The organism is Amycolatopsis endophytica (assembly GCF_013410405.1).
Taxonomy (GTDB): domain Bacteria; phylum Actinomycetota; class Actinomycetes; order Mycobacteriales; family Pseudonocardiaceae; genus Amycolatopsis_E; species Amycolatopsis_E endophytica.
In genome coordinates, this window is record NZ_JACCFK010000002.1 from 1,415,360 (window position 1) to 1,432,830 (window position 17,471).

A 17,471-nucleotide genomic window follows, 5' to 3' on the forward strand; every position below is an offset into this window, starting at 1 on the left:
CTGGGACCGCCTTCAGCTCACCCAGCAGCGCGGGACCGGCGTGGTGCAGCGGTGGGCCAGCAGTGCCGGCTTCAGGTCGAGCACCACCGACAGCGAGACCAGCTCGGCTCGGGCCTCCGGAACGAGCGGCGGTTCGACCGATTCGGGCAGATCGAGCGGTACGGGGCCGCCGCCGAAGACGGACATCGGCGGGTTGTCGGCGAGCAGCTCCTCCCCGTCGACTACCTGTGGCATTCCCCGACCCCGACGGTGAACTTCGCGCCCGCCTCGTACCAACTGCGGGGCAACTGCACGTTCCGCGTGAGCGTGCGCGGAAACACGGGCACGGCGAACCTCGGCCTCACCTTCCACTTCGACATCGCGGACGGCTTGCCCACCACGGCCGCTGGATGGTCGACGATCTGGCCGCACCTGCGCGCGGCGGGGTCGGTGGACCACTGATCGGTCCCCGGCGCTCAGAGACCGGCACTCACCTCGCGGACCAGTTCGATCGCCCGCGCGAGCGTCGCCAGGCGGGCGTCGAGGCTGTCGCCCGCCGGGTAGAGCCGCACCGTGTCGACGCCCGCGTCGCGCCAGACCCGTAGCCGTGAACGCACCATCGCCTCGGTGCCGATCAAGGTCGTGCCGAGCACCATGTCGTCGGTGACCAGCGCCGCCGCCCCGTCGCGATCCCCGGCCTGCCACCGCTGACGCACCTCCGCGGCGACCTCGGCCCAGCCCTGACGACTGTAGGCGCGGTTGTAGAAGTTCGTCGACGCCGAGCCCATGCCGCCGAGGCTGAACGCCAGCTCCTTCTTCCGGCCCGCCACCATCGCCGAAAGCGCTTCCTCGTCCCGCGCGAACGCGACCTCCGCGCCCTGGCACACGTCCAGGTCCCGCCGTGCGCGCCCGGCGCGAGCCAGTCCCTCGTCGAGATGACGGAAGTACGCGTCCCCGGCACCCTCCGGGACGAAGCTCGTGCCCAGCCAGCCGTCCGCGACCTCGCCGGTGAGCCGCAGCATCGCCGGCGACAGGGTGGCCAGGTAGACCGGGATCTCGTGCTCGGGGCGCACCGACAGCCGCATCGGCACCGAATCTCCGCCCGGCAGCGGAATGCGGAACTCCGCACCGTCGTAGGAGATCTTGCCGCCCTCGAACACGCGCCGCACGATCTCCACGGTCTCCCGCACCCGCGCGAGCGGATGCGCGAACGGGACCCCGTGCAGCCCCTCCACCACCTGCGGCCCGGACGCCCCCAGACCGAGCAGGAACCGCCCAGCCGACAGATTGGACAGTGTGATCGCGGTCTGCGCCACCGAAACCGGCGTCCGCGTGCCGACCTGCATGATCCCGGACCCCAGTAGCATCCGCGAGGTGCGCGCCGCGTAGAAGCCCAGCGCGGAGGGCGCGTCGGTCCCCCACGCCTCGGCCACCCAGCACACGTCGAGGCCGAGTTTTTCCGCTTCCACCACGAAGTCCGTGGTCTCCGGGGACGACGCCTCGACCGTCGTCGCGGTGCGCATCAGGCTTCCGCGCGCTGCTTGATGCCAGCGAGCGTCGCCGTCATGGTGCGCTCCAGCTCGCGCAGCCGCACGAACACGATCTTCTGCTCCTTGTCCGGCATCCGCTCGATGGCGAACGTCAGCCCGGACCGCCCCGGCCCCATCTGCATCCACTGCGACAGCTCGGTCCCGCCGTCCCGCGGCGACAGCCGGAACCGCCACACGGCGCTGGGGTGATCGGGATCGTCGACCGCCCACGCGAACACCCGTCCGGGCTCGCATTCGACGATGTGCGACGTGGTGGCCCACTCCCCCAGCGCCTCGTTCCGGTTGCGGCCGACGAACCGCGCGCCCACCGCGGGTGCGGTGACGTCCCCGGCCCACTCGACCGCCTGCAGTTCGTCGCTCAGCGCGGGCATCAGGCCGATGTCGGAGACGAGCGGCCACACCCGCTCGGGTGCCGCGTCGATCCACGTCCGCACCTCCACCGTGGGGGTGTCCGCGTAGCGCGCGCCCGTCCACTCCATCGACGGCCTCCTCGTTGTCCAGGCTCCCTGGCAACAGGGTTGCGTAATAAGACTGACTCTGTCAACCCGCCCGGCTACGCCATCCGGCCGCTCACGCTGAACCGGCCGGACCACCCGCCGTGGTCCACAACGGACAGTTCGGACCGGCGAAGTACCTTCGTCGCGCCGCGGAGGGTCCCGGCCCGAAGTCCGAGTGGAGAAGAGTCATTTCCAGGTATCACGGAACCGGCCGCGTCCCGGTCGCGCGTGCGGCGGCGGGAGCCGCGATGGTGTTCGGCCTGACCGCATGCGGCGGATCGGGCGGGGAAGGTGAGAACGGCTCCGCACCGGAGCGGATCCCGCCGGAGATGTGCGCACTGGCAAGCTCGACGCTCGACAACCTGCGCGAGGCGTGGAAGAAGGACGTGGTGACCCTGCCGGTTCAGGTCACGGTCGCCGACGTCGCCCCGCGGGGCGCGACCGCGCTCGTGCCGGACACCGGTATCCTCGTCCTCGGCTGACGCCTGCCGGTGGGGACGCCGTCCCCCACCGGGTTCACCGCGGAGGCGACCGGCCCCGATCGCCGCCTGTCGTACCTCGTCCTCTGTGGACCTCAGCGGTCCCGGCGGTTACCATGGGGTTCCGAGGGAGGTGTCCGCGCCCTGGTGGACGCCGCGGTCTTCAAAACCGACGAGGCCGGGGATCCCGGCCTGGCGGGTTCGATTCCCGTCCACCTCCGCCACGCCCGCACCAGCCACCCCGCTCACATGAAGTTCCGGGTGTGCAGCGCGGACAGCTCGGCGGCCTCGTCGTCGGGGAACCCGATCGCGGCCAGCCGCCGTCGCCGCCCGTCGTCCATCCGCCGCTGCAGCGCCCGGACCGCGTCCCAGCCGCGCCGGATCGCCGCCGGAGCCCACGATCCGGCGGCCAGCAGCACCAGCGAGTCGTAGACCTCCTGGTTGAGCCCGGCCGTGTCGCGCAGCGCATCGTGCCGCCGTTCCACCGCCTGGCGCAGACGTCCGAGGAAAGCCGGGTCGTCGTGCGCGAGATGAGCCGTGTGCGCGACACCGAACGCGACGTGGCGCGCCTCGTCGCGTCCGGCGAGCCGGGTGATCGTCTCGGTGGCCGGGTCGGGCGCGTGCTCGTTGAGGAACTTGAGCAGGTCGACGAAGGTCCCTTCGCCGAGCACCGACAGCAGGAACGACGCGAGCGTGAAGTCCGGTTCGTCCAGCAGGCTCTGCAGGGAGGCGCGGCCGCCCGCACCGGAGACCCCCAGCTCGTCGCGGTGCAGCAACGCGCGGCGCGTGAAGATCTCGACGTGCCGCGCTTCGTCGGCCACCTGCGCGGCGAGCAGCTGCATGACCTCGCGGAAGTGCGGATGCAGGCTGCCCAGCATCCGCGCCGGGATCATCAGCGCGGCGTGCTCGTTCTCCACCAGGTAGGTCATGATCTGGACGACGGCGTCCTCGATCTCCGGCGCCAGCCCGGCGGGCGCGGTCCAGTCCACGACCGTCGCGGGGTCCCACTGGTTCGCCGTGGCACGGGCGTAGAGCTGGGGCGCGACGTCGGCCCAGACGAGGTCGCGGTCCACCCACGCCACGTCCAGCGCCGGGCCGCCCGTTTCGACCAGCGCGCCCCGCGCCGCCAGGCCCCAGGTGCGCTCGGCTTTCGCGCTGGCGCCGTCCGGCCGTCCCGCGCGTTCCGCGCCCGCCCAGCGCAGTTCTTCCGCCTCGCCCTTGACGATCGTGCGCCCGCCGTCGAGGCGGTGCCCCTTCGCCCGGCACCAGGCGCCCAGGTGCAGGGCCAGCTCGGGGTGGACGCCGCGGACGTCCAGCCGGTCACCGGGCCGGAGCCCGGCGAGCGCTCGCTGCACGAGCAGGTGCCCGCCGGTGTCCAGGCCCAGCGTGTCAAGGTCGATAGCCGGGGTCACGCACCCTCCCTTCGCCGTCGTAGAGGCCGCATTCGTCGACCGCCGTCTCCAGCGCCGCGTACCGGGTGGTGCGGCCCGGCAGCCACCGGGTCAGTCCTTCGAGATCCAGCAGCGGGCGAGCCTCCGGGTCGGCGTAGGACATGCCGAGCAGCAGTTCGGCGAAGGCGTCCACCACCACGGGATCCGCGTGCGGTGCGGCGGCCATCACGCAGTGGTCGAACGGCTCGGTCCGCAGCAGCACCCTCGTCGAACCGGGCCGGATCGTGCCTTCCTGCCCGAACAGCAGCAGGTTCGTGTCGGTCACGCAGGCCGCGTCGACGAGGCCGTCGCGCAGCGCGACCACCGCGTCCCGCTCGCCGCCGATGTGGTCACCGTGCAGTCCCACGCCGACATCGAACCGTCGTGCCTTCACGTCGATCCCCTCCGACCGCAGCCACGACAACGGAAGCAGCGTCGCCTGGGGCGAGTCGAGGGCACCGGTCGCGACCGTGCGCCCGCGCAGATCGTCCGGGGTGGACAGTTCACCGTCCGCGCGGACCACGACCGCACTGGTGAGGTCCCGGTCGGTGTCGCGCATGACGACCGCCCGCACCCGCGGGTCCAGGCGCCGGGACCGCACCCACGCCAGCGGGGAGTGCCAGGCGGCGTCGAGCCGCCCGGCCACCAGGTCCTCGACCTGACGCTCGTAGTGGGAGTACAGGACGAAGTCGAACTCGAAGTCGCGGGCGCGCAGCCACCGCCGGAACCCCGCCCAGATCGTGACGACCTTAGGGTCGTAGGCGACCGCGCCCATCAGCAGCCCGGCCACGGCTCACGCGTCCAGCAGCGGCAGGCCGCACAGGGCGCGCCCGACGAAGTCCAGCAGCGCGTCCGTGGTCGGCGCCATCACCCGCGCGGCCCGCGAGTCGCGGAACCGCCGTTCCACGGGCAGTTCCTTGCGGAAGGCCGCGCCACCGCAGGCCGCCATCGCCGCGTCGGCCACCTCGGCCGCAGCCTCGTCGGCGGCGGCCTTGACCTCCAGCACCAGCAGCTGGGCGTCCTCCCGACCGGATTCGACCGCGGCGATCGCGTCGGCGACGTGCGCGCGGGTGCGGTCGGTCTCGATCCGCATACGGGCGAGCCGGGCGCGGGACGGAAGCTGCCGCGCGAGCGACTGGCCGAGGTGCTCCAGCCGGGTCGCGGTCAGGTACTGCGTGGTCGCGTCGGTGACCGCGCGCATGAGCCCGGCGCTGGCGGAGGCGTTGAGCAGCAGGAACCATGGCAGCGCCGCGGTCAGGGCGATGTCCAGTCCGCTGCCGTCGCCGCCCAGCAGATCGGTGCGGGCGACGCGGACGCCCTCGGCCGTCACCGGGCAGGAGTCGTTGCCCCGCAACCCGAGCCCGTCGAAGCCGGCGGGCGCGCTGAGACCGGCGCTGCCGGTGCGGACGAGCCACAGCGACATCGGCCCGTCCGCGGCCAGCGGGCGCGAGGACCACACGTAGCTGTCGGCCTCGTGCGCCGAGGTGACCCAGCTCTTGCGCGCGTCGAGCACGACCTCCGCACCATCGGCGGCGGCCGTGCTCACCGGGCTCCAGAACTGGCTGCGGGAACCGCTTTCGGAGAACGCCAGCGTGGTCAGGTGAGCGCCGCGGGCGATCTCACGGAGCACGTCCTCGCGGCCGGTGGCGGCCAGGACGGCCGTGGCGGCGTAGTGCATCGTCACGACCATCGCGGTGGACCCGCACACCGTCGCCAGGCTCTGCACGACGTCGGACGCCGCGGCCAGGCCGAGCCCGCCCCCGCCGAGCCCGGCGGGCACGGTGAGGGCGAGGATCCCGGATCCGGCGAGATCGTCGATCGCGGCGCGCGGGAACGCGCCCTCCCGGTCGATCCGCGCGGCCTGCGGACCTGCCACGTCTTCGACGATGCGGGCGAGGTCCTTTTCGTAGGTCATCGATGTCCTTCGCGTCGAGTGGCCGGGCAGCAGGCGTTCGTCCTCGCCGGCTCCGCACGACCGACATCCGGGCCACCGGCGCGTCGGCGACAGCGTATGCACCGCAGGGTGCGCTCGCCGCGCGATGCGGCCCCGATCAGGGGCATCGTCCACCACCGGAGTGAAAAGTTCCGGCGTCCGGATGAAAACCACCGGCGCGGTCCGGCTCCCGGGACGGAAGCCGGACCGCGCACACCCGCTCAGTCCACCGGCCGCAGGCCCGCCGGGGTGAGGAGGTAGGCGGGCCCGTGCGGACCGGCCTCCGCGGCGAGCCCGGCCACCGCTTCGCCCACTCGTTCCGGGGTCAGGACCGGGCCGAGCCGCTCGACGAAGGTGTCCACGTCGACACCCTCGCGAGCCGCGTAGGCCGCGACTCCCGTGGCGCCGAGGTCGGTGGCCGGGGTCAGCATCGGGAGCAGCGCGGCGAACCGGATGCCGAGATCGTCACGGGCGGACTCCCCGGCGGCGTAGGACATCAGGAACCGGATGGCGGCCTTGGCACCGGCGTAGCCACCGCTCAGCGGCGAACCACGCAGGGCCGCGCCGCTGGACAGGGCGAGCACGGTACTGCCCGGGGCGAGTGGCCGCAGCAGCGCTTCCCTGGCCCAGTGGAACGCGTGCTGGACGTCGACCTCCCAGTTGCGGCTGAAGGTCTGCCAGGTGTGGTGCTGCACCGGCCGGGTCAGCGGGTTCGCACCGGCGTTGAGCACCAGCGTGCGCGGGCGGTGGGTGTCGAGGAGCTGTCCCGCGATCGTGGGATCGGCGGCATCGGCGACGACCGGGGTGAAGGCGTCGCCCAGCAGGTCCCGCAGGGCGGCCAGCCGGTCACGGTCCCGGGCGACGCCGACGACGTGCGCGCCCGCTTCGGCCAGTGCGGCGGCGATGCCGCGGCCGAACCCGCGGCTCGCGCCGGTGACGAGTGCCGTGGTGCCGGTGAGGTCAGGCATCGGTCCTCCCCGAAGGCGCGAAGGCCGCCGCGACGACCCCGGCGAGCGGGACCGCGGCCGCCACCCACATGGCCGGCGTGAAGCCGTCGATGAACGCCTCCGGCGAGGAGTACCCGCCGTGCGCGGCGAAGACGGCGGCGAGGATCGCGATGCCGAACACACCGCCGAGTTCCCGCAGCGCGGTGTTGGTGCCCGCGGCCACCCCGGTGTCGCCGACCGGGACGGCCGCCGTGGCCGCGCTCGCGGTGGTCGCGAAGATCATCCCGATGCCCGCGCCCGCGACGACCAGCGGCGGAACCAGCGTCAGGTACGCCACGCCCGGCTCGACGGCCAGCGCGAGCCAGCCCAGGCCGGCGGCCTGCAGGAGCAGCCCGGCAAGCATGAACGGGCGTGGCCCGACGCGGTCGGCGAGCGCACCGGCCACCGGCGCCACCAGCATCGGCATGCCCGTCCAGCACAGAATCCGCAGCCCGGCCTCCCATGGGCTGTTGCCCAGGCCCACCTGGAACAGCTGGGTGATCATGAACAACGCGCCCAGCAGGGACAGGAACTGGAAGAAGATCACCCCGTTCGCGGCGGAGAACCCGCGCAGGCGGAAGTAGGCCAGCGGCAGCATCGGGTGCTCGGCACGCCGCTCCCACGACAGGAACCCGGCCACCAGCACCGCGCCGATCACGAAGGACACCAGCACCTCGGCGCTGCCCCAGCCGATCGACGGCGCGCGCACCGGCGCCCAGGTCAGCGCGACGAGGCCGGCCGCGGCGAGCACGAGCCCGGCGAGGTCCAGGTGCGGACGCGGGCCGTGGGTTTCCCGCAGGTACAGCGCGCACAACGGCATCAGCACCAGGCCGACGGGGACGTTGATCCAGAAGATCCACTGCCAGGACATGCCCTCGGTGATCGCGCCACCCAGGACGGGGCCACCCGCGACACCGAGCCCGGTGATGCCACCCCACACCCCGATCGCCGCGCCGCGCTTGGCCGCGGGGAACGCGTCGCTGATCAGGGTCAGGCTCAGCGGCAGCACCACGGCGGCGCCCGCGCCTTCCACCGTCCTGGCCACGATGAGTGCCGTGACGCTCGACGACAGCGCGCACGCGGCCGACGCGAGGGTGAAGACACCGAGGCCGATGACGTACATGCGGCGGCGGCCGAACCGGTCACCCAGCGCCGAACCGGTGAGGATCAGGCAGGCGAAGGCCAGGTTGTAGGCGTTGATGGTCCATTCGAGATCGGCCAGGCTCGCGCCGAGCCGGGACTGCAGGGTGGGTAGCGCCGTGGCCACCACGACGACGTCGAGGGAGGCCAGGAACGCCCCGAGCCCGGCGAGCGCCAAGGTCCACCCGCGGCGGGTGACCGCCGGGGCGGGGTTGGTCGTGACTGTCATGCGAGTGGAGACCGGGCGGGCACACCGGAGGAATCGGTGACGCACATCACAGCACGGGGCCGATGCTTTCCGGGGGCCCGCGCGGTCTGCATCCTCGAACATGGTGCTGGAGGAAAAAGTGGCGATGCCGGTCGCGGCGGACTTCGTCCGTCTCACCGAACCGTACCGGCGCGAGTTGCTCGCGCACTGCTACCGGATGATGGGCACGGTGGACGAGGCGGAGGACCTGGTCCAGGAGACGTACCTGCGTGCGTGGCGGTCCTACGACGGGTTCGAGGGACGCTCGTCGCCGCGGACCTGGTTGTACCGGATCGCGACCAACGCCTGCCTCAGCGCTCTGCAGGGCCGCGGCAGGCGCCCGCTGCCCTCCGGCCTGGGCGGCCCGAGCGAGACGATCGACGGTCCGCCCGCGCCACCCGAGGTGACCTGGCTGCAGCCACTGGCCGACGATCCCGCCGCCGTGGTCCTCACGCGCGGCAGTCTGCGGCTGGCACTGATCGCGGCGCTGCAGCACCTGCCCGCACGCCAGCGCGCGGTCCTGATCCTGCGCGACGTGCTGGGCTGGAGCACGACCGAAGTCGCCGAGGCCCTCGACACCACGACGGCGGCCGTGAAGAGCACGTTGCAGCGCGCGCGGGCCCAGCTGCAGCGCGTCGCCCCGGCCGAGGACCACGTCGCCGAACCACCGGAGCCCGGCGTGCGGGCCCTGCTGGCGCGGTACATGTCCGCGTTCGAGCGCGCGGACACCGCCGCGCTGGCCCGCCTGCTCACCGACGACGTGGCGCTGGAGATGCCGCCCCTGCCGACGTGGTTGCGGGGCCGGGAGACGGTGGCGCGCTTCGCCGGGTCGCACATCTTCGGGCCCGCGGGTTCACTCAAGCTCGTCCCGCTGCGGGCGAACGGGCAGCCCGCCACCGCCACGTACCGCCGCGGCGGCGACGGCCTCTACCGCGCGCACGCCATCCAGGTCCTCACCTTCACCGGCGAGAAGATCTCCTCGATCGTCGCCTTCCTCGACCCGGATCTGTTCCCCCGCTTCGGCCTGGCGGCCACCGCGTGAGTTCAGCGCAGGGTGTTCGCCAGCCGTCCCGCGATCAGCTGCCGCGCCTCTTGACCCCGCCCGCGCGGAAGGAGGGCAGATGCCCCGCCGGGTCGTCGGTCATCTCCCGGCAGCGCGCGATCTCCTTCGCCAGGTCCTCCGGCATCGGCTGGGCCAGCGCGGTCAGCAACCCCGGCCCGCCCGCGTTCGCCACCGCCGAGGTCAGCTCGGCGCGGCCCACCCGCTGCCTCCCGCCCTGCGTGATCGGATGCTCCACACCGAAGACGTCGCAGAACCGCGTGCGCACCATGGCGTCAGCCGTTCCGGTGACACGAGTGACCCGCGTCCGTCCGCGGCCGGCTTGACCTTGACCCTGCGTCAGGGCCGGAGGCTGAGGCCATGACGAACACCAGCACTTTGGACTACTTCGCTGCGCAGCAACGGGTGGCACGGTTCACCGCCGCCGTCGTGTACGACCGCGGCGGCAGTGGCCACAGCGATCCCCTGCCACTGCCGCGCACCGGTTCGCGCAGCTGTACCCGCGGGACGTGGCGGGACTGGTCTGGCTGGACGCCCTCCGCCGTGACTGGGACGACTTCCTGCCACCCGCACAGCACCTCGCCGCCGCCGAGCGGAGCGCCCCCGACCCCGGCCAGTTCGATCAGATCCGCGCTGCCCTGCGTGACAACTACGCCAGACTGCGCGCGGAGCACCCGGAACTGCTCCCGTTCATCGACGCCGAGCTGAGCGACGATCCGGACGCGCGCGAACTCAACGACGGGCAAGAGGAGGACGGTGCTCGCGATCGGCCGGCTGGCGGCCGCCGCCGGGGTGACCGTGCGCGCCGTCCGCTACTACCACCACGTCGGCCTGCTAGCTCGGCGAGTACCGCCGCCGCATCGCCGAACTGGCCGGCGGCGAAAGCCTCGTCCTGCCCCCGGAAGTGGTCGCTCTCCTGGACCGGATGCGCGGTCTCGGCGTCAGCGAGCGGCGGGTCCGGCTCGAACGCGACGCGTGGATCCTCGAGCGTGCCCTGGATCCCCAGGCGGTGCCGCGACGGCTGCGCGAGAAGAACGCCGCCTTCGACGACCTGGACGCCTGGGACATCGCCCACGAACAGGACGGCGGCCCGTCGCACTCCCGGGAGCTGCTGGTGTCCCGGATCTCCGAGGCGTCGCCGGCGCGCGGAGCAGCGCCGGCTGAGCGGCGGTCCGGACAAGAATAGTTGCCGGTCCGGCACCACGTTGGCCGTCGTCGCGCGGCGGGCGGCGCCCATCTGTAGTGCGATAGGAAGATGAGTACCTTTCGCTCATTCCTGGACAAGGTGGACGAACGGATCGGAGACGGCCTGGAGCACGTCCTGTGCGCCCACCACGCGCGCCGGCTGCGCAGGCTGGGCTGGGGCGAAGTGCTCGAACCGGGCGGCATCGAGGACCGGTTCGGCGGCCGCGCGGAGATCCGGCGGGGCAACAGCATCGAAGTGCTGGTGGACGGCGAGGAGGCGCTGCCCGCGATCCGGGACGCGATCGCGGGCGCCCGGTCGCACGTGCACATCGCCAACTGGCACGCCAGCCCGGACTTCCGGCTGACTCGCGAACCGGACGCGCCCACGCTGCGGGACCTGCTCGCCTCGACCGCGCGGCGCGGCGTGGACGTGCGGGTGCTGCTGTGGGCGGGACCGCCGGTGCCCGCCTTCCAGCCGACGCGCGGCCTGGTGCGGTCGGAGCAGCGGAAGTTCACCGAGAACACCGCCGTCCAGTGCGTGCTCGACGCCCGCGAACGGACGTTGCACTGCCACCACGAGAAGCTCGTGATCGTCGACGACACGGTGGCGTTCGTGGGCGGCGTGGACTTCACCGCGCTGGAGGGCGACCGGCACGACAGCACCGAGCACCGGGCGGACCGGCCGATCGGCTGGCACGACCTGATGACGCGGCTGCGTGGCCCGGTCGTGGCCGACGTCGCGGACCACTTCCGGCGGCGGTGGAGCGAGATCGCGGGTGAGGACCTGCCCTCGCCCGCGACGCCGGAGCCGGCGGGCGGCAGCAACGCGCAGCTGCTGCGCACGGTGCCGGACGGGACGTACGGGTTCGCACCGAAGGGCGAGTTCACGGTTCTCGACGCCTACCTGCGCGCGCTGCGTTCGGCACGGCGGCTCGTGTACCTGGAGAACCAGTTCCTGTGGTCACCGGAGATCGCGGAGGTGCTGATCGGCAAACTGTGTGATCCGCCGTCCCCGCAGTTCCGCGTGGTGTTGTTGTTGCCACGCAAACCCAGCAACGGCGCGGACACCACACGCGGTCAGCTCGGCAGGCTTCTCGACGCGGACGACGGCAACCACCGTCTGCTGGCGACGACGATCAGCAGCCACGACGGCGAATCCTCGGCGCCGGTGTACGTGCACGCGAAGCTCGGCATCGTGGACGACGAATGGATGACCATCGGCTCGGCGAACCTCAACGAGCACTCGCTGTTCAACGACACGGAGGTCAACATCGCGACCGACGACCGGGACCTGATCCGCGCCACGAGGCTGCGGCTGTGGTCGGAACACCTGCGCCGCCCGGCGGACGCGGTCGACGGTGACCCGGCGGACGTCGTGGACGGCCTGTGGCGCCCCATCGCGGAGGAACAGGCGGACCTCGAACGCCGCGGTGCGCGGCGCACGCACCGGCTGGTACTGCTGCCGGGCGTATCGCGCCGCGCGGAACGCCTCGAAGGCCCCCTGCGGGGCCTGCTCGTGGACGGCTGACGCACCCGTAACGTTTGACGTCGTCAACGCCGCCGTCGAGCCGGTGATCGGGTCGGCCAGCACGGCATCCGCGTCAACGGCCAATGGCGAATCTGCTTCAGATGGACGGAGGCAGGCCCCGAAGACGTCGAGATGTGCGACTACCACTGACCCACACCGGGGGGACACGACCGATGAGCGACCTACTCGAACCGATCCACCCTGGCGAGATCCTCCTTGAGGAGTTCCTCGCCCCGCTCGGCATCACGCAGCACAAGCTGGCCGTGCTCATCCACGTACCGCCGCGCCGGATCAACGAGATCGTGCACGGCAAGCGCGCCGTCACCGCGGACACCGCGCTGCGGTTGTCCCGGTTCTTCGGCACGTCCGACCAGTTCTGGATGAGCCTCCAGGCCCGGTACGACCTGGAGAGGGCGCGGGACAGGATCGGCCCGGAAGTCGCCGACATCCACCCGCTGAACGAGACCGGCCTGGCCAAAGCCTGGCCCCGGACGGCCGACGCGCCCCGCGGGGGCGGCCGGTGCGGGACCGGCCACCCCCGCGCGGGGGTCACATCGTCGGTGCGGCGCCCGGCGTCGCGGGGCCCACGTGGATCTCGTGGCTCTCCGGCGTCGCGTCGACGGAGCCCAGCGTCCAGTCCGTGGTCATGAACGGGCCCTCCGGGTGACCGGGCGTGTCGACGCTGACGGCCAGCGGCGTCTGCTGCTGCTCGGGCGGCGCGATGGCCGTCCAGGTCAGCTGCACGTACGCCGAACCACCACTGCGCAGGTAGATCATCGGCGCGTCGGCGGGCGCGTCGTTGGTCACCAGCACGTTGTCGGCGCCCACCAGGTTCACCGGCACCGAGCCGCCCAGGTAGCAGGCTTCACCCGGCTTCGCGGTGAACTGCAGGTAGCCGCCGTGGGTGCCGGCGGCGCCCGGGCCCTGGATCAGGGTCGTGTCCACCTGGGTGGCGGTGCAGCCCAGGTCGGTCGGCTCGGCCTGCGCGGTCCCCCCGGCGAACGCGAACGCCCCTGCGGTCACGGCCGCCACGGCGACAGCAGCCCCGGTACGCGTGATGCGGTTGGTCATCGGTCTCCCCTTTCCGTGAGGCTTTCACCTCGTTGACTCTCACCCGGTAAGACGCTCACGGCCGGATGGGGATGCGCCCCGGTGGGATCGATCGCAGAAACGCAACCCATCGCGGTCACACACGTCCAACAGTGCGGTCAGGGAGAACGCCTCGTTCCGCGCGCACCGGCCGCGGGAGCGCTAGCGTCTGCAGGATGCGCGTGGCGACCTGGAACGTGAACTCGGTGAAGCAGCGGGGGCCGAGGCTCCTGCCGTGGCTGGACCAGCGGCAGCCCGACGTGGTGTGCCTGCAGGAGACCAAACTGGCCGACGACGCGTTCCGCGACCTGCTCGGTGACGAACTCGCGCGACGCGGCTACGAGGTGGCCCTGGCCGGGGAACCGCGCTGGAACGGCGTCGCGATCCTGTCCAGGGCCGGACTGGACGACGTGGTGACCGGGGTGGCGGAGGCGCCGGGCTTCCCGCACCCGGAGGCGCGCGCGGTGGCCGCGACCTGCGGCGGGATCCGAGTGCACTCGCTGTACGTGCCGAACGGCCGCACCCCGGGTTCCGAGCACTACCAGTACAAACTGGCGTGGCTGGCGGCGCTGCGCGAGGTGGTGGCGGGCGGCCCGGACGCGGTGATGCTGTGCGGCGACATGAACATCGCCCCGGCCGACGCTGACGTCTTCGACCCCGGCGCCTACGAGGGCCACACCCACGTCACCGCCCCGGAACGGGCCGCGCTCGCCGCACTGACCGGTCTCGGCCTGCACGACGTCGTGCGCGACCGCTGGCCGTCCGAACGCGTCTTCACCTACTGGGACTACCGTGCCGGGATGTTCCACCAGGACCTCGGCATGCGCATCGACCTGGTGCTGGCCTCGGCTCCGGTGGCGGGCCGGGTCGCCGCCGCGTGGGTCGACCGGCACGCCCGCAAGGGCACCGCACCGAGCGACCACGCCCCCGTGATCGTCGACCTGGACACCGCTCCGGACGGCGACATCGGCCCGGTCGTACCGCCACCATCGGCACCGCGCGGACGGAAGCGGCCGGTCAAGCTGCCGCAGTCGAAGTGAGCCCCTCAGGGCACGACGCGCACCACCGTGCCTTCGCCGTTGGCCGACACGTACAGCGAGCCGTCCGGGGCCGCCGCCACACCCGCGAAACGGCGTGGCACTCCGGGCATCCCGTACGCGAACAGGCCCGGTGACTCCACCGGCGGCGCCACCGCCAGGTCCTCCGCGACCACGCGACACTCTCCCGTCGCCAGGTCGAGTGCGTGCAAGCGGCCGCGGCCGGATTCCACCACGTAGAGCGTGCCCTCGTGCAGGGTCAGACCTTGCGGGGCCGCGAGATCGGCCAGCAGCGGCTCCTCCTGGCCGATCCGGAAGACCGCTCCCCGTGCCTCGTCGGTGAACCAGCAATCCGAGTCGTCCACGGTGACGTCCACCGGGTGGTCGAAACCCTCCGCCAGAACCGTGATCCCGTCGACCTCGCCGATCACCACGATGCGTCCGGCTCCGGCTTCGGCGACCACCAGGGTGCCCGCGCGGGCGGCGAGGCCCATCGGCTGGTCGAGGCCGCTCGCCCTGGTCCGGGTGGTGCGGTCGAGCGGGTCGTAGGTGCGCACGTCGCCGTACTGCGAGGTGACATGCAGGAGATCACCGTCGGCCGCGACGCCGTGGGTGAAGACCAGCATCTCGCGCATCGTCACCGCATCGCCGTCGACACTGGTGACGCGGTAGTGATCGCCCGCGAACACGGTGCCCGCCCGGTACACCGCCACGCCGAAGGGTCCGGCGAAACCCTGCGGCACGATCTCCCGCGTGCGGCCGTCCGGGTGCAGTTCGGCGATCCCGCCGCCCGCGAAACTGGACACGAACATCCGGTTCTCGCTGTCGAACGCGGCGTTGTCCAGTCCGGGCAATCCACTCTCGACCAACTCGCGGCGGCCGGTGGCGAGGTCGATGCGCGTGACGATGCCCGCCACCCCACGCGACAGCACCAGCAACGTGCCGTCGAGGTCGAACCGCACCGCGACCGGCTCGTGCACGCCGGACGCCACCAGCTCGGGCGCGCCGCCGTCCGGGGACACCCGGTGCACCTGCCCGGTCATCATGTGCGGGTAGTACAGGAACCCGTCCGGCCCGAGCTGCATCGCGTTGCCCATCGCCAGCCCCTCGGCCAGCACCACCGGCTCCCCGCCGTCCGGGAACAGCTCGAACAGCCTGCCGCCCATCCGCATCTCGTTGACGAACAACCGGTCCCCGGCACACGTGATCCCGTTGGCCAGCGCGACCTCACCGGACACGAGGCTGTACTCGCCACCCGGATCGCGTCGCCACACGCGACCCGGCACCAGATCCGTGATGTACATCGAGCCATCCGCCCCGAACGCGAGGTCGTCCGGCGACCGCACCGGCGACCCGGCGTCCACCACGGTTTCGACGTCACCCGTGGAGATGTCGACCGCGCTGATCAGTCCACTGAGGAACTGCGCGACGTAGAGCCGCCCGTCCGGCCCGAACGCGACCCCGTTCGACCCGCGCATCGGCCCGTGCGCGGCGATCCGGTCACTCACCGTGCATCACCTCGTCCATCCTGGACTTCCGCCAGTTCCGCAGCAGCTCGTGGAACACGACCGCGCCCTCGCCGAAGGACTGCCGTTTGCGGGGCTTGCCCTCGTTGTTGTAGTAGCCGGGCGTGCACTCGGCGAGGAACTTTTCGAGATCCGGCGCCGTCCGCTCGATGGTCGCCAGCCACTCCGACTCGGCGTCCACCGTGGGCTCGACCGTGCAGGACCCGCGCTTGTGCGCCTCCGCGACCACCGCCGCCACATGCGTCGCCTGCTCGTCGAGGACGTGCACGAAGTTGACCGAGCTGGCGTTCTGCAGCGGGCCGAGGTGGAACAGGTTCGGGAAACCGTTGCTGGAGAAGCCGTGCAGCGTGCGCGGGCCGGTGGTGCGCCACGTCCCGAGCAGCGGCACACCGTCCCGTCCGAACACCGGCAGCCGCCCGGACATCACGTCGGACTTCCCGACCTCGAAGCCCGTCGCGAAGATGACGCAGTCCACTTCGTACTCTTCGCCGCCGACCACCAGCCCCCGTTCGGTCATCCGCTCGACGCCACCGGAATCGGCCGTGTCGACGAGCGTCACGGTGGGCCGGTTGAACGCCTGCAGGTACTCGTCGCTGAACGCGGGCCGCTTGCACGAGTAGCGGTACCAGGGCTTGAGCTTTTCGGCCGTCGCCGGGTCACTGACGATCGACTCGACGCGCGAGCGCAGCTCGTTCATCTTGCGGAAGTCGGCGATCTCGTCGACCCGGTCACGTTCCTCGGGCGAAAGTCCGGCGTAGGCCCGGCTCGGCACCATGTTGCGCAGCAGCGACGCACTGCTGGTCCACGCATCGGCCACCAGGTCCTCCTCCACCGGGTGGCCGGTGACGATGCGCAGGAAGTTGTCCCGGCGCCGCGCCGCCCATCCCGGCTCCAGCGACGCGGCCCACTCCGGGTCCGTGCGCCGGTTGCCACGAACATCCACTGAGGACGGTGTGCGCTGGAAGACGTGGACCTGCTTGGCATCACGCGCGAGGTGTGGCACGACCTGGATGGCGGTGGCACCGGTGCCGATGAGCGCGACGCGCTTGTCGGCGAGGCCGGTCAGGCCGCCGTTCGCGTCCCCGCCGGTGTAGTCGTAGTCCCAGCGGCTGGTGTGGAAGGTGTGGCCGGTGAACTCCTCGATGCCCGGGACGCCGGGCAGCTTCGGCCGGTCGAGCGTACCGCCGGAAACCACCACGTAGCGCGCGCGGATCTCGTCGCCGCGGTCGGTGCGCACGAGCCAGTCCGGGTCCTCCCAGCGCAGTTCGGTCACGCCGGCCCGGAAGCAGGCGTCACGGTAGAGGTCGTAGTGGCGCCCGATGGCCCGCGCGTGGGCGAGGATCTCCGCGCCTGGCGAGTACTTCCACTCCGGCACGTACCCGATCTCGTCCAGCAGCGGCATGTACACGTAGGACTCGATGTCGCAGTGCACGCCGGGGTAGCGGTTCCAGTACCACGTTCCGCCGAAGTCGCTCGCCTTCTCGATCACCCGGATGCTCTCGATTCCGGCGGCGCGCAGGCGGGCCGCGGCGAGCAGGCCGCCGAAGCCGCCGCCGATGACGGCCACCTCGACCCGGTCGCGCAGCGGCTCGCGAGTGAAGCCGGGTTCGGCGTGCGGATCCTCGGCGTAGTAACCGAAGTCGCCCTCCACACCCCGGTACTGGGCGGCGCCGTCCGGGCGGATGCGGCGGTCGCGTTCGGCGCGGTACTTCGCGCGCAACGCCTCCGGGTCGAATTCCAGGTCGGCGGGCTCCGAAGACATGTGAATCCTTCCCAGTTAAATCAATCAAGTGATTGAAGAATAC

Annotated in this window: 19 protein-coding genes, 1 tRNA gene and 1 pseudogene; 8 read left to right on the forward strand and 13 right to left on the reverse strand. The window is 72.1% G+C overall.

What is annotated here, in order from left to right:
- Positions 1-12 precede the first annotated feature (12 nt).
- The gene (locus HNR02_RS32290) at positions 13-234 is read right to left on the reverse strand and encodes a hypothetical protein (protein ID WP_179777391.1); all 222 of its coding nucleotides are present in this window, start codon (positions 232-234) and stop codon (positions 13-15) included.
- A gap of 72 nt (positions 235-306) precedes the next feature.
- Between HNR02_RS32290 and HNR02_RS36345 the strand changes: the two genes are divergently transcribed.
- Complete coding sequence (locus HNR02_RS36345; protein WP_281377463.1) at positions 307-441, forward strand: hypothetical protein; 135 nt, start codon at positions 307-309, stop codon at positions 439-441.
- A 14-nt stretch (positions 442-455) separates the two neighbouring features.
- Here the strand turns inward: HNR02_RS36345 and HNR02_RS32295 are convergent, their stop codons facing one another.
- Together HNR02_RS32295 and HNR02_RS32300 are read right to left on the reverse strand one after the other, a co-directional pair.
- Positions 456-1,502: an LLM class flavin-dependent oxidoreductase gene (locus tag HNR02_RS32295; RefSeq protein WP_179777392.1), complete on the reverse strand. Its 1,047-nt coding sequence runs from the start codon at positions 1,500-1,502 to the stop codon at positions 456-458.
- On the reverse strand, positions 1,502-2,008 hold the full coding sequence (locus tag HNR02_RS32300; protein WP_179777393.1) for an SRPBCC family protein: 507 nt from the start codon (positions 2,006-2,008) through the stop codon (positions 1,502-1,504). The genes HNR02_RS32295 and HNR02_RS32300 overlap by 1 nt, the downstream gene beginning before the upstream one ends.
- A 266-nt stretch (positions 2,009-2,274) precedes the next feature.
- Between HNR02_RS32300 and HNR02_RS32305 the strand changes: the two genes are divergently transcribed.
- Together HNR02_RS32305 and HNR02_RS32310 are read left to right on the forward strand one after the other, a co-directional pair.
- Positions 2,275-2,508, forward strand: coding sequence for a hypothetical protein (locus HNR02_RS32305; RefSeq protein WP_179777394.1), 234 nt, complete (start codon positions 2,275-2,277; stop codon positions 2,506-2,508).
- A gap of 126 nt (positions 2,509-2,634) precedes the next feature.
- Positions 2,635-2,729 (forward strand) — tRNA-Sec (locus HNR02_RS32310).
- A 21-nt stretch (positions 2,730-2,750) separates the two neighbouring features.
- Here the strand turns inward: HNR02_RS32310 and HNR02_RS32315 are convergent.
- From HNR02_RS32315 to HNR02_RS32335, 5 genes are all read right to left on the reverse strand, one after another.
- Positions 2,751-3,917 (reverse strand): ferritin family protein, encoded by a 1,167-nt coding sequence (locus HNR02_RS32315; protein ID WP_179777395.1) that lies wholly within the window; start codon positions 3,915-3,917, stop codon positions 2,751-2,753.
- Complete coding sequence (locus HNR02_RS32320) at positions 3,895-4,725, reverse strand: phosphate/phosphite/phosphonate ABC transporter substrate-binding protein (protein WP_218914354.1); 831 nt, start codon at positions 4,723-4,725, stop codon at positions 3,895-3,897. Before HNR02_RS32320 ends, HNR02_RS32315 begins: the two co-directional genes overlap by 23 nt.
- A 3-nt stretch (positions 4,726-4,728) precedes the next feature.
- Positions 4,729-5,850, reverse strand: a complete 1,122-nt coding sequence (locus HNR02_RS32325; protein ID WP_179777396.1) for an acyl-CoA dehydrogenase family protein — start codon at positions 5,848-5,850, stop codon at positions 4,729-4,731.
- Between the two features lie 239 nt (positions 5,851-6,089).
- A complete protein-coding gene (locus tag HNR02_RS32330) occupies positions 6,090-6,836 on the reverse strand; it encodes an SDR family NAD(P)-dependent oxidoreductase (protein WP_179777397.1) in 747 nt (248 codons plus the stop codon).
- A complete protein-coding gene (locus tag HNR02_RS32335) occupies positions 6,829-8,223 on the reverse strand; it encodes a DHA2 family efflux MFS transporter permease subunit (protein WP_179777398.1) in 1,395 nt (464 codons plus the stop codon). The genes HNR02_RS32330 and HNR02_RS32335 overlap by 8 nt, the downstream gene beginning before the upstream one ends.
- A gap of 100 nt (positions 8,224-8,323) precedes the next feature.
- Here HNR02_RS32335 and HNR02_RS32340 point away from each other — a divergent pair, with 100 nt between their 5' ends.
- The gene (locus HNR02_RS32340; protein ID WP_179777399.1) at positions 8,324-9,283 is read left to right on the forward strand and encodes a sigma-70 family RNA polymerase sigma factor; all 960 of its coding nucleotides are present in this window, start codon (positions 8,324-8,326) and stop codon (positions 9,281-9,283) included.
- A gap of 49 nt (positions 9,284-9,332) precedes the next feature.
- On the opposite strand, the pseudogene HNR02_RS32345 reads toward HNR02_RS32340, so the two are convergent.
- A pseudogene (locus tag HNR02_RS32345) lies at positions 9,333-9,572 on the reverse strand (nitronate monooxygenase); the annotation flags it as partial.
- 112 nt (positions 9,573-9,684) lie between these two features.
- Positions 9,685-10,047: a hypothetical protein gene (locus HNR02_RS32350; RefSeq protein WP_179777400.1), complete on the reverse strand. Its 363-nt coding sequence runs from the start codon at positions 10,045-10,047 to the stop codon at positions 9,685-9,687.
- A gap of 158 nt (positions 10,048-10,205) precedes the next feature.
- On the opposite strand from HNR02_RS32350, the gene HNR02_RS32355 reads away from it, so the two are divergent.
- The 3 genes from HNR02_RS32355 to HNR02_RS36660 all read left to right on the forward strand — a co-directional run bounded on the left by HNR02_RS32355 (position 10,206) and on the right by HNR02_RS36660 (position 12,664).
- Complete coding sequence (locus HNR02_RS32355) at positions 10,206-10,487, forward strand: hypothetical protein (protein ID WP_246339335.1); 282 nt, start codon at positions 10,206-10,208, stop codon at positions 10,485-10,487.
- Between the two features lie 69 nt (positions 10,488-10,556).
- Positions 10,557-12,014, forward strand: coding sequence for a phospholipase D-like domain-containing protein (locus tag HNR02_RS32360; protein WP_179777401.1), 1,458 nt, complete (start codon positions 10,557-10,559; stop codon positions 12,012-12,014).
- A gap of 173 nt (positions 12,015-12,187) precedes the next feature.
- Positions 12,188-12,664, forward strand: a complete 477-nt coding sequence (locus HNR02_RS36660; RefSeq protein ID WP_179777402.1) for a HigA family addiction module antitoxin — start codon at positions 12,188-12,190, stop codon at positions 12,662-12,664.
- Here HNR02_RS36660 and HNR02_RS32370 read toward each other — a convergent pair.
- The gene (locus HNR02_RS32370; protein ID WP_179777403.1) at positions 12,564-13,085 is read right to left on the reverse strand and encodes a DUF4232 domain-containing protein; all 522 of its coding nucleotides are present in this window, start codon (positions 13,083-13,085) and stop codon (positions 12,564-12,566) included. The genes HNR02_RS36660 and HNR02_RS32370 overlap by 101 nt on opposite strands.
- A 194-nt stretch (positions 13,086-13,279) precedes the next feature.
- Here HNR02_RS32370 and HNR02_RS32375 point away from each other — a divergent pair, with 194 nt between their 5' ends.
- Positions 13,280-14,143, forward strand: a complete 864-nt coding sequence (locus HNR02_RS32375) for an exodeoxyribonuclease III (RefSeq protein ID WP_179777404.1) — start codon at positions 13,280-13,282, stop codon at positions 14,141-14,143.
- A gap of 5 nt (positions 14,144-14,148) precedes the next feature.
- Here HNR02_RS32375 and HNR02_RS32380 read toward each other — a convergent pair whose 3' ends face one another.
- Positions 14,149-15,648 carry a hypothetical protein gene (locus tag HNR02_RS32380; protein WP_312861252.1) on the reverse strand — a complete coding sequence of 500 codons (1,500 nt, stop codon included), beginning with the start codon at positions 15,646-15,648 and terminating at the stop codon, positions 14,149-14,151.
- Positions 15,641-17,428, reverse strand: a complete 1,788-nt coding sequence (locus tag HNR02_RS32385) for a flavin-containing monooxygenase (RefSeq protein WP_179777405.1) — start codon at positions 17,426-17,428, stop codon at positions 15,641-15,643. The genes HNR02_RS32380 and HNR02_RS32385 overlap by 8 nt, the downstream gene beginning before the upstream one ends.
- Positions 17,429-17,471: the final 43 nt, after the last annotated feature.

Bases quoted from the DNA above. Each gene is read 5' to 3' on its own strand.
- HNR02_RS32290 (WP_179777391.1), bottom strand. From the start codon at position 234: ATGCCACAGGTAGTCGACGGGGAGGAGCTGCTCGCCGACAACCCGCCG.
- HNR02_RS32295 (WP_179777392.1), bottom strand. From the start codon at position 1,502: ATGCGCACCGCGACGACGGTCGAGGCGTCGTCCCCGGAGACCACGGAC.
- HNR02_RS32300 (WP_179777393.1), bottom strand. From the start codon at position 2,008: ATGGAGTGGACGGGCGCGCGCTACGCGGACACCCCCACGGTGGAGGTG.
- HNR02_RS32305 (WP_179777394.1), top strand. From the start codon at position 2,275: ATGGTGTTCGGCCTGACCGCATGCGGCGGATCGGGCGGGGAAGGTGAG.
- HNR02_RS32325 (WP_179777396.1), bottom strand. From the start codon at position 5,850: ATGACCTACGAAAAGGACCTCGCCCGCATCGTCGAAGACGTGGCAGGT.
- HNR02_RS32330 (WP_179777397.1), bottom strand. From the start codon at position 6,836: ATGCCTGACCTCACCGGCACCACGGCACTCGTCACCGGCGCGAGCCGC.
- HNR02_RS32335 (WP_179777398.1), bottom strand. From the start codon at position 8,223: ATGACAGTCACGACCAACCCCGCCCCGGCGGTCACCCGCCGCGGGTGG.
- HNR02_RS32340 (WP_179777399.1), top strand. From the start codon at position 8,324: ATGGTGCTGGAGGAAAAAGTGGCGATGCCGGTCGCGGCGGACTTCGTC.
- HNR02_RS32360 (WP_179777401.1), top strand. From the start codon at position 10,557: ATGAGTACCTTTCGCTCATTCCTGGACAAGGTGGACGAACGGATCGGA.
- HNR02_RS36660 (WP_179777402.1), top strand. From the start codon at position 12,188: ATGAGCGACCTACTCGAACCGATCCACCCTGGCGAGATCCTCCTTGAG.
- HNR02_RS32370 (WP_179777403.1), bottom strand. From the start codon at position 13,085: ATGACCAACCGCATCACGCGTACCGGGGCTGCTGTCGCCGTGGCGGCC.
- HNR02_RS32375 (WP_179777404.1), top strand. From the start codon at position 13,280: ATGCGCGTGGCGACCTGGAACGTGAACTCGGTGAAGCAGCGGGGGCCG.
- HNR02_RS32385 (WP_179777405.1), bottom strand. From the start codon at position 17,428: ATGTCTTCGGAGCCCGCCGACCTGGAATTCGACCCGGAGGCGTTGCGC.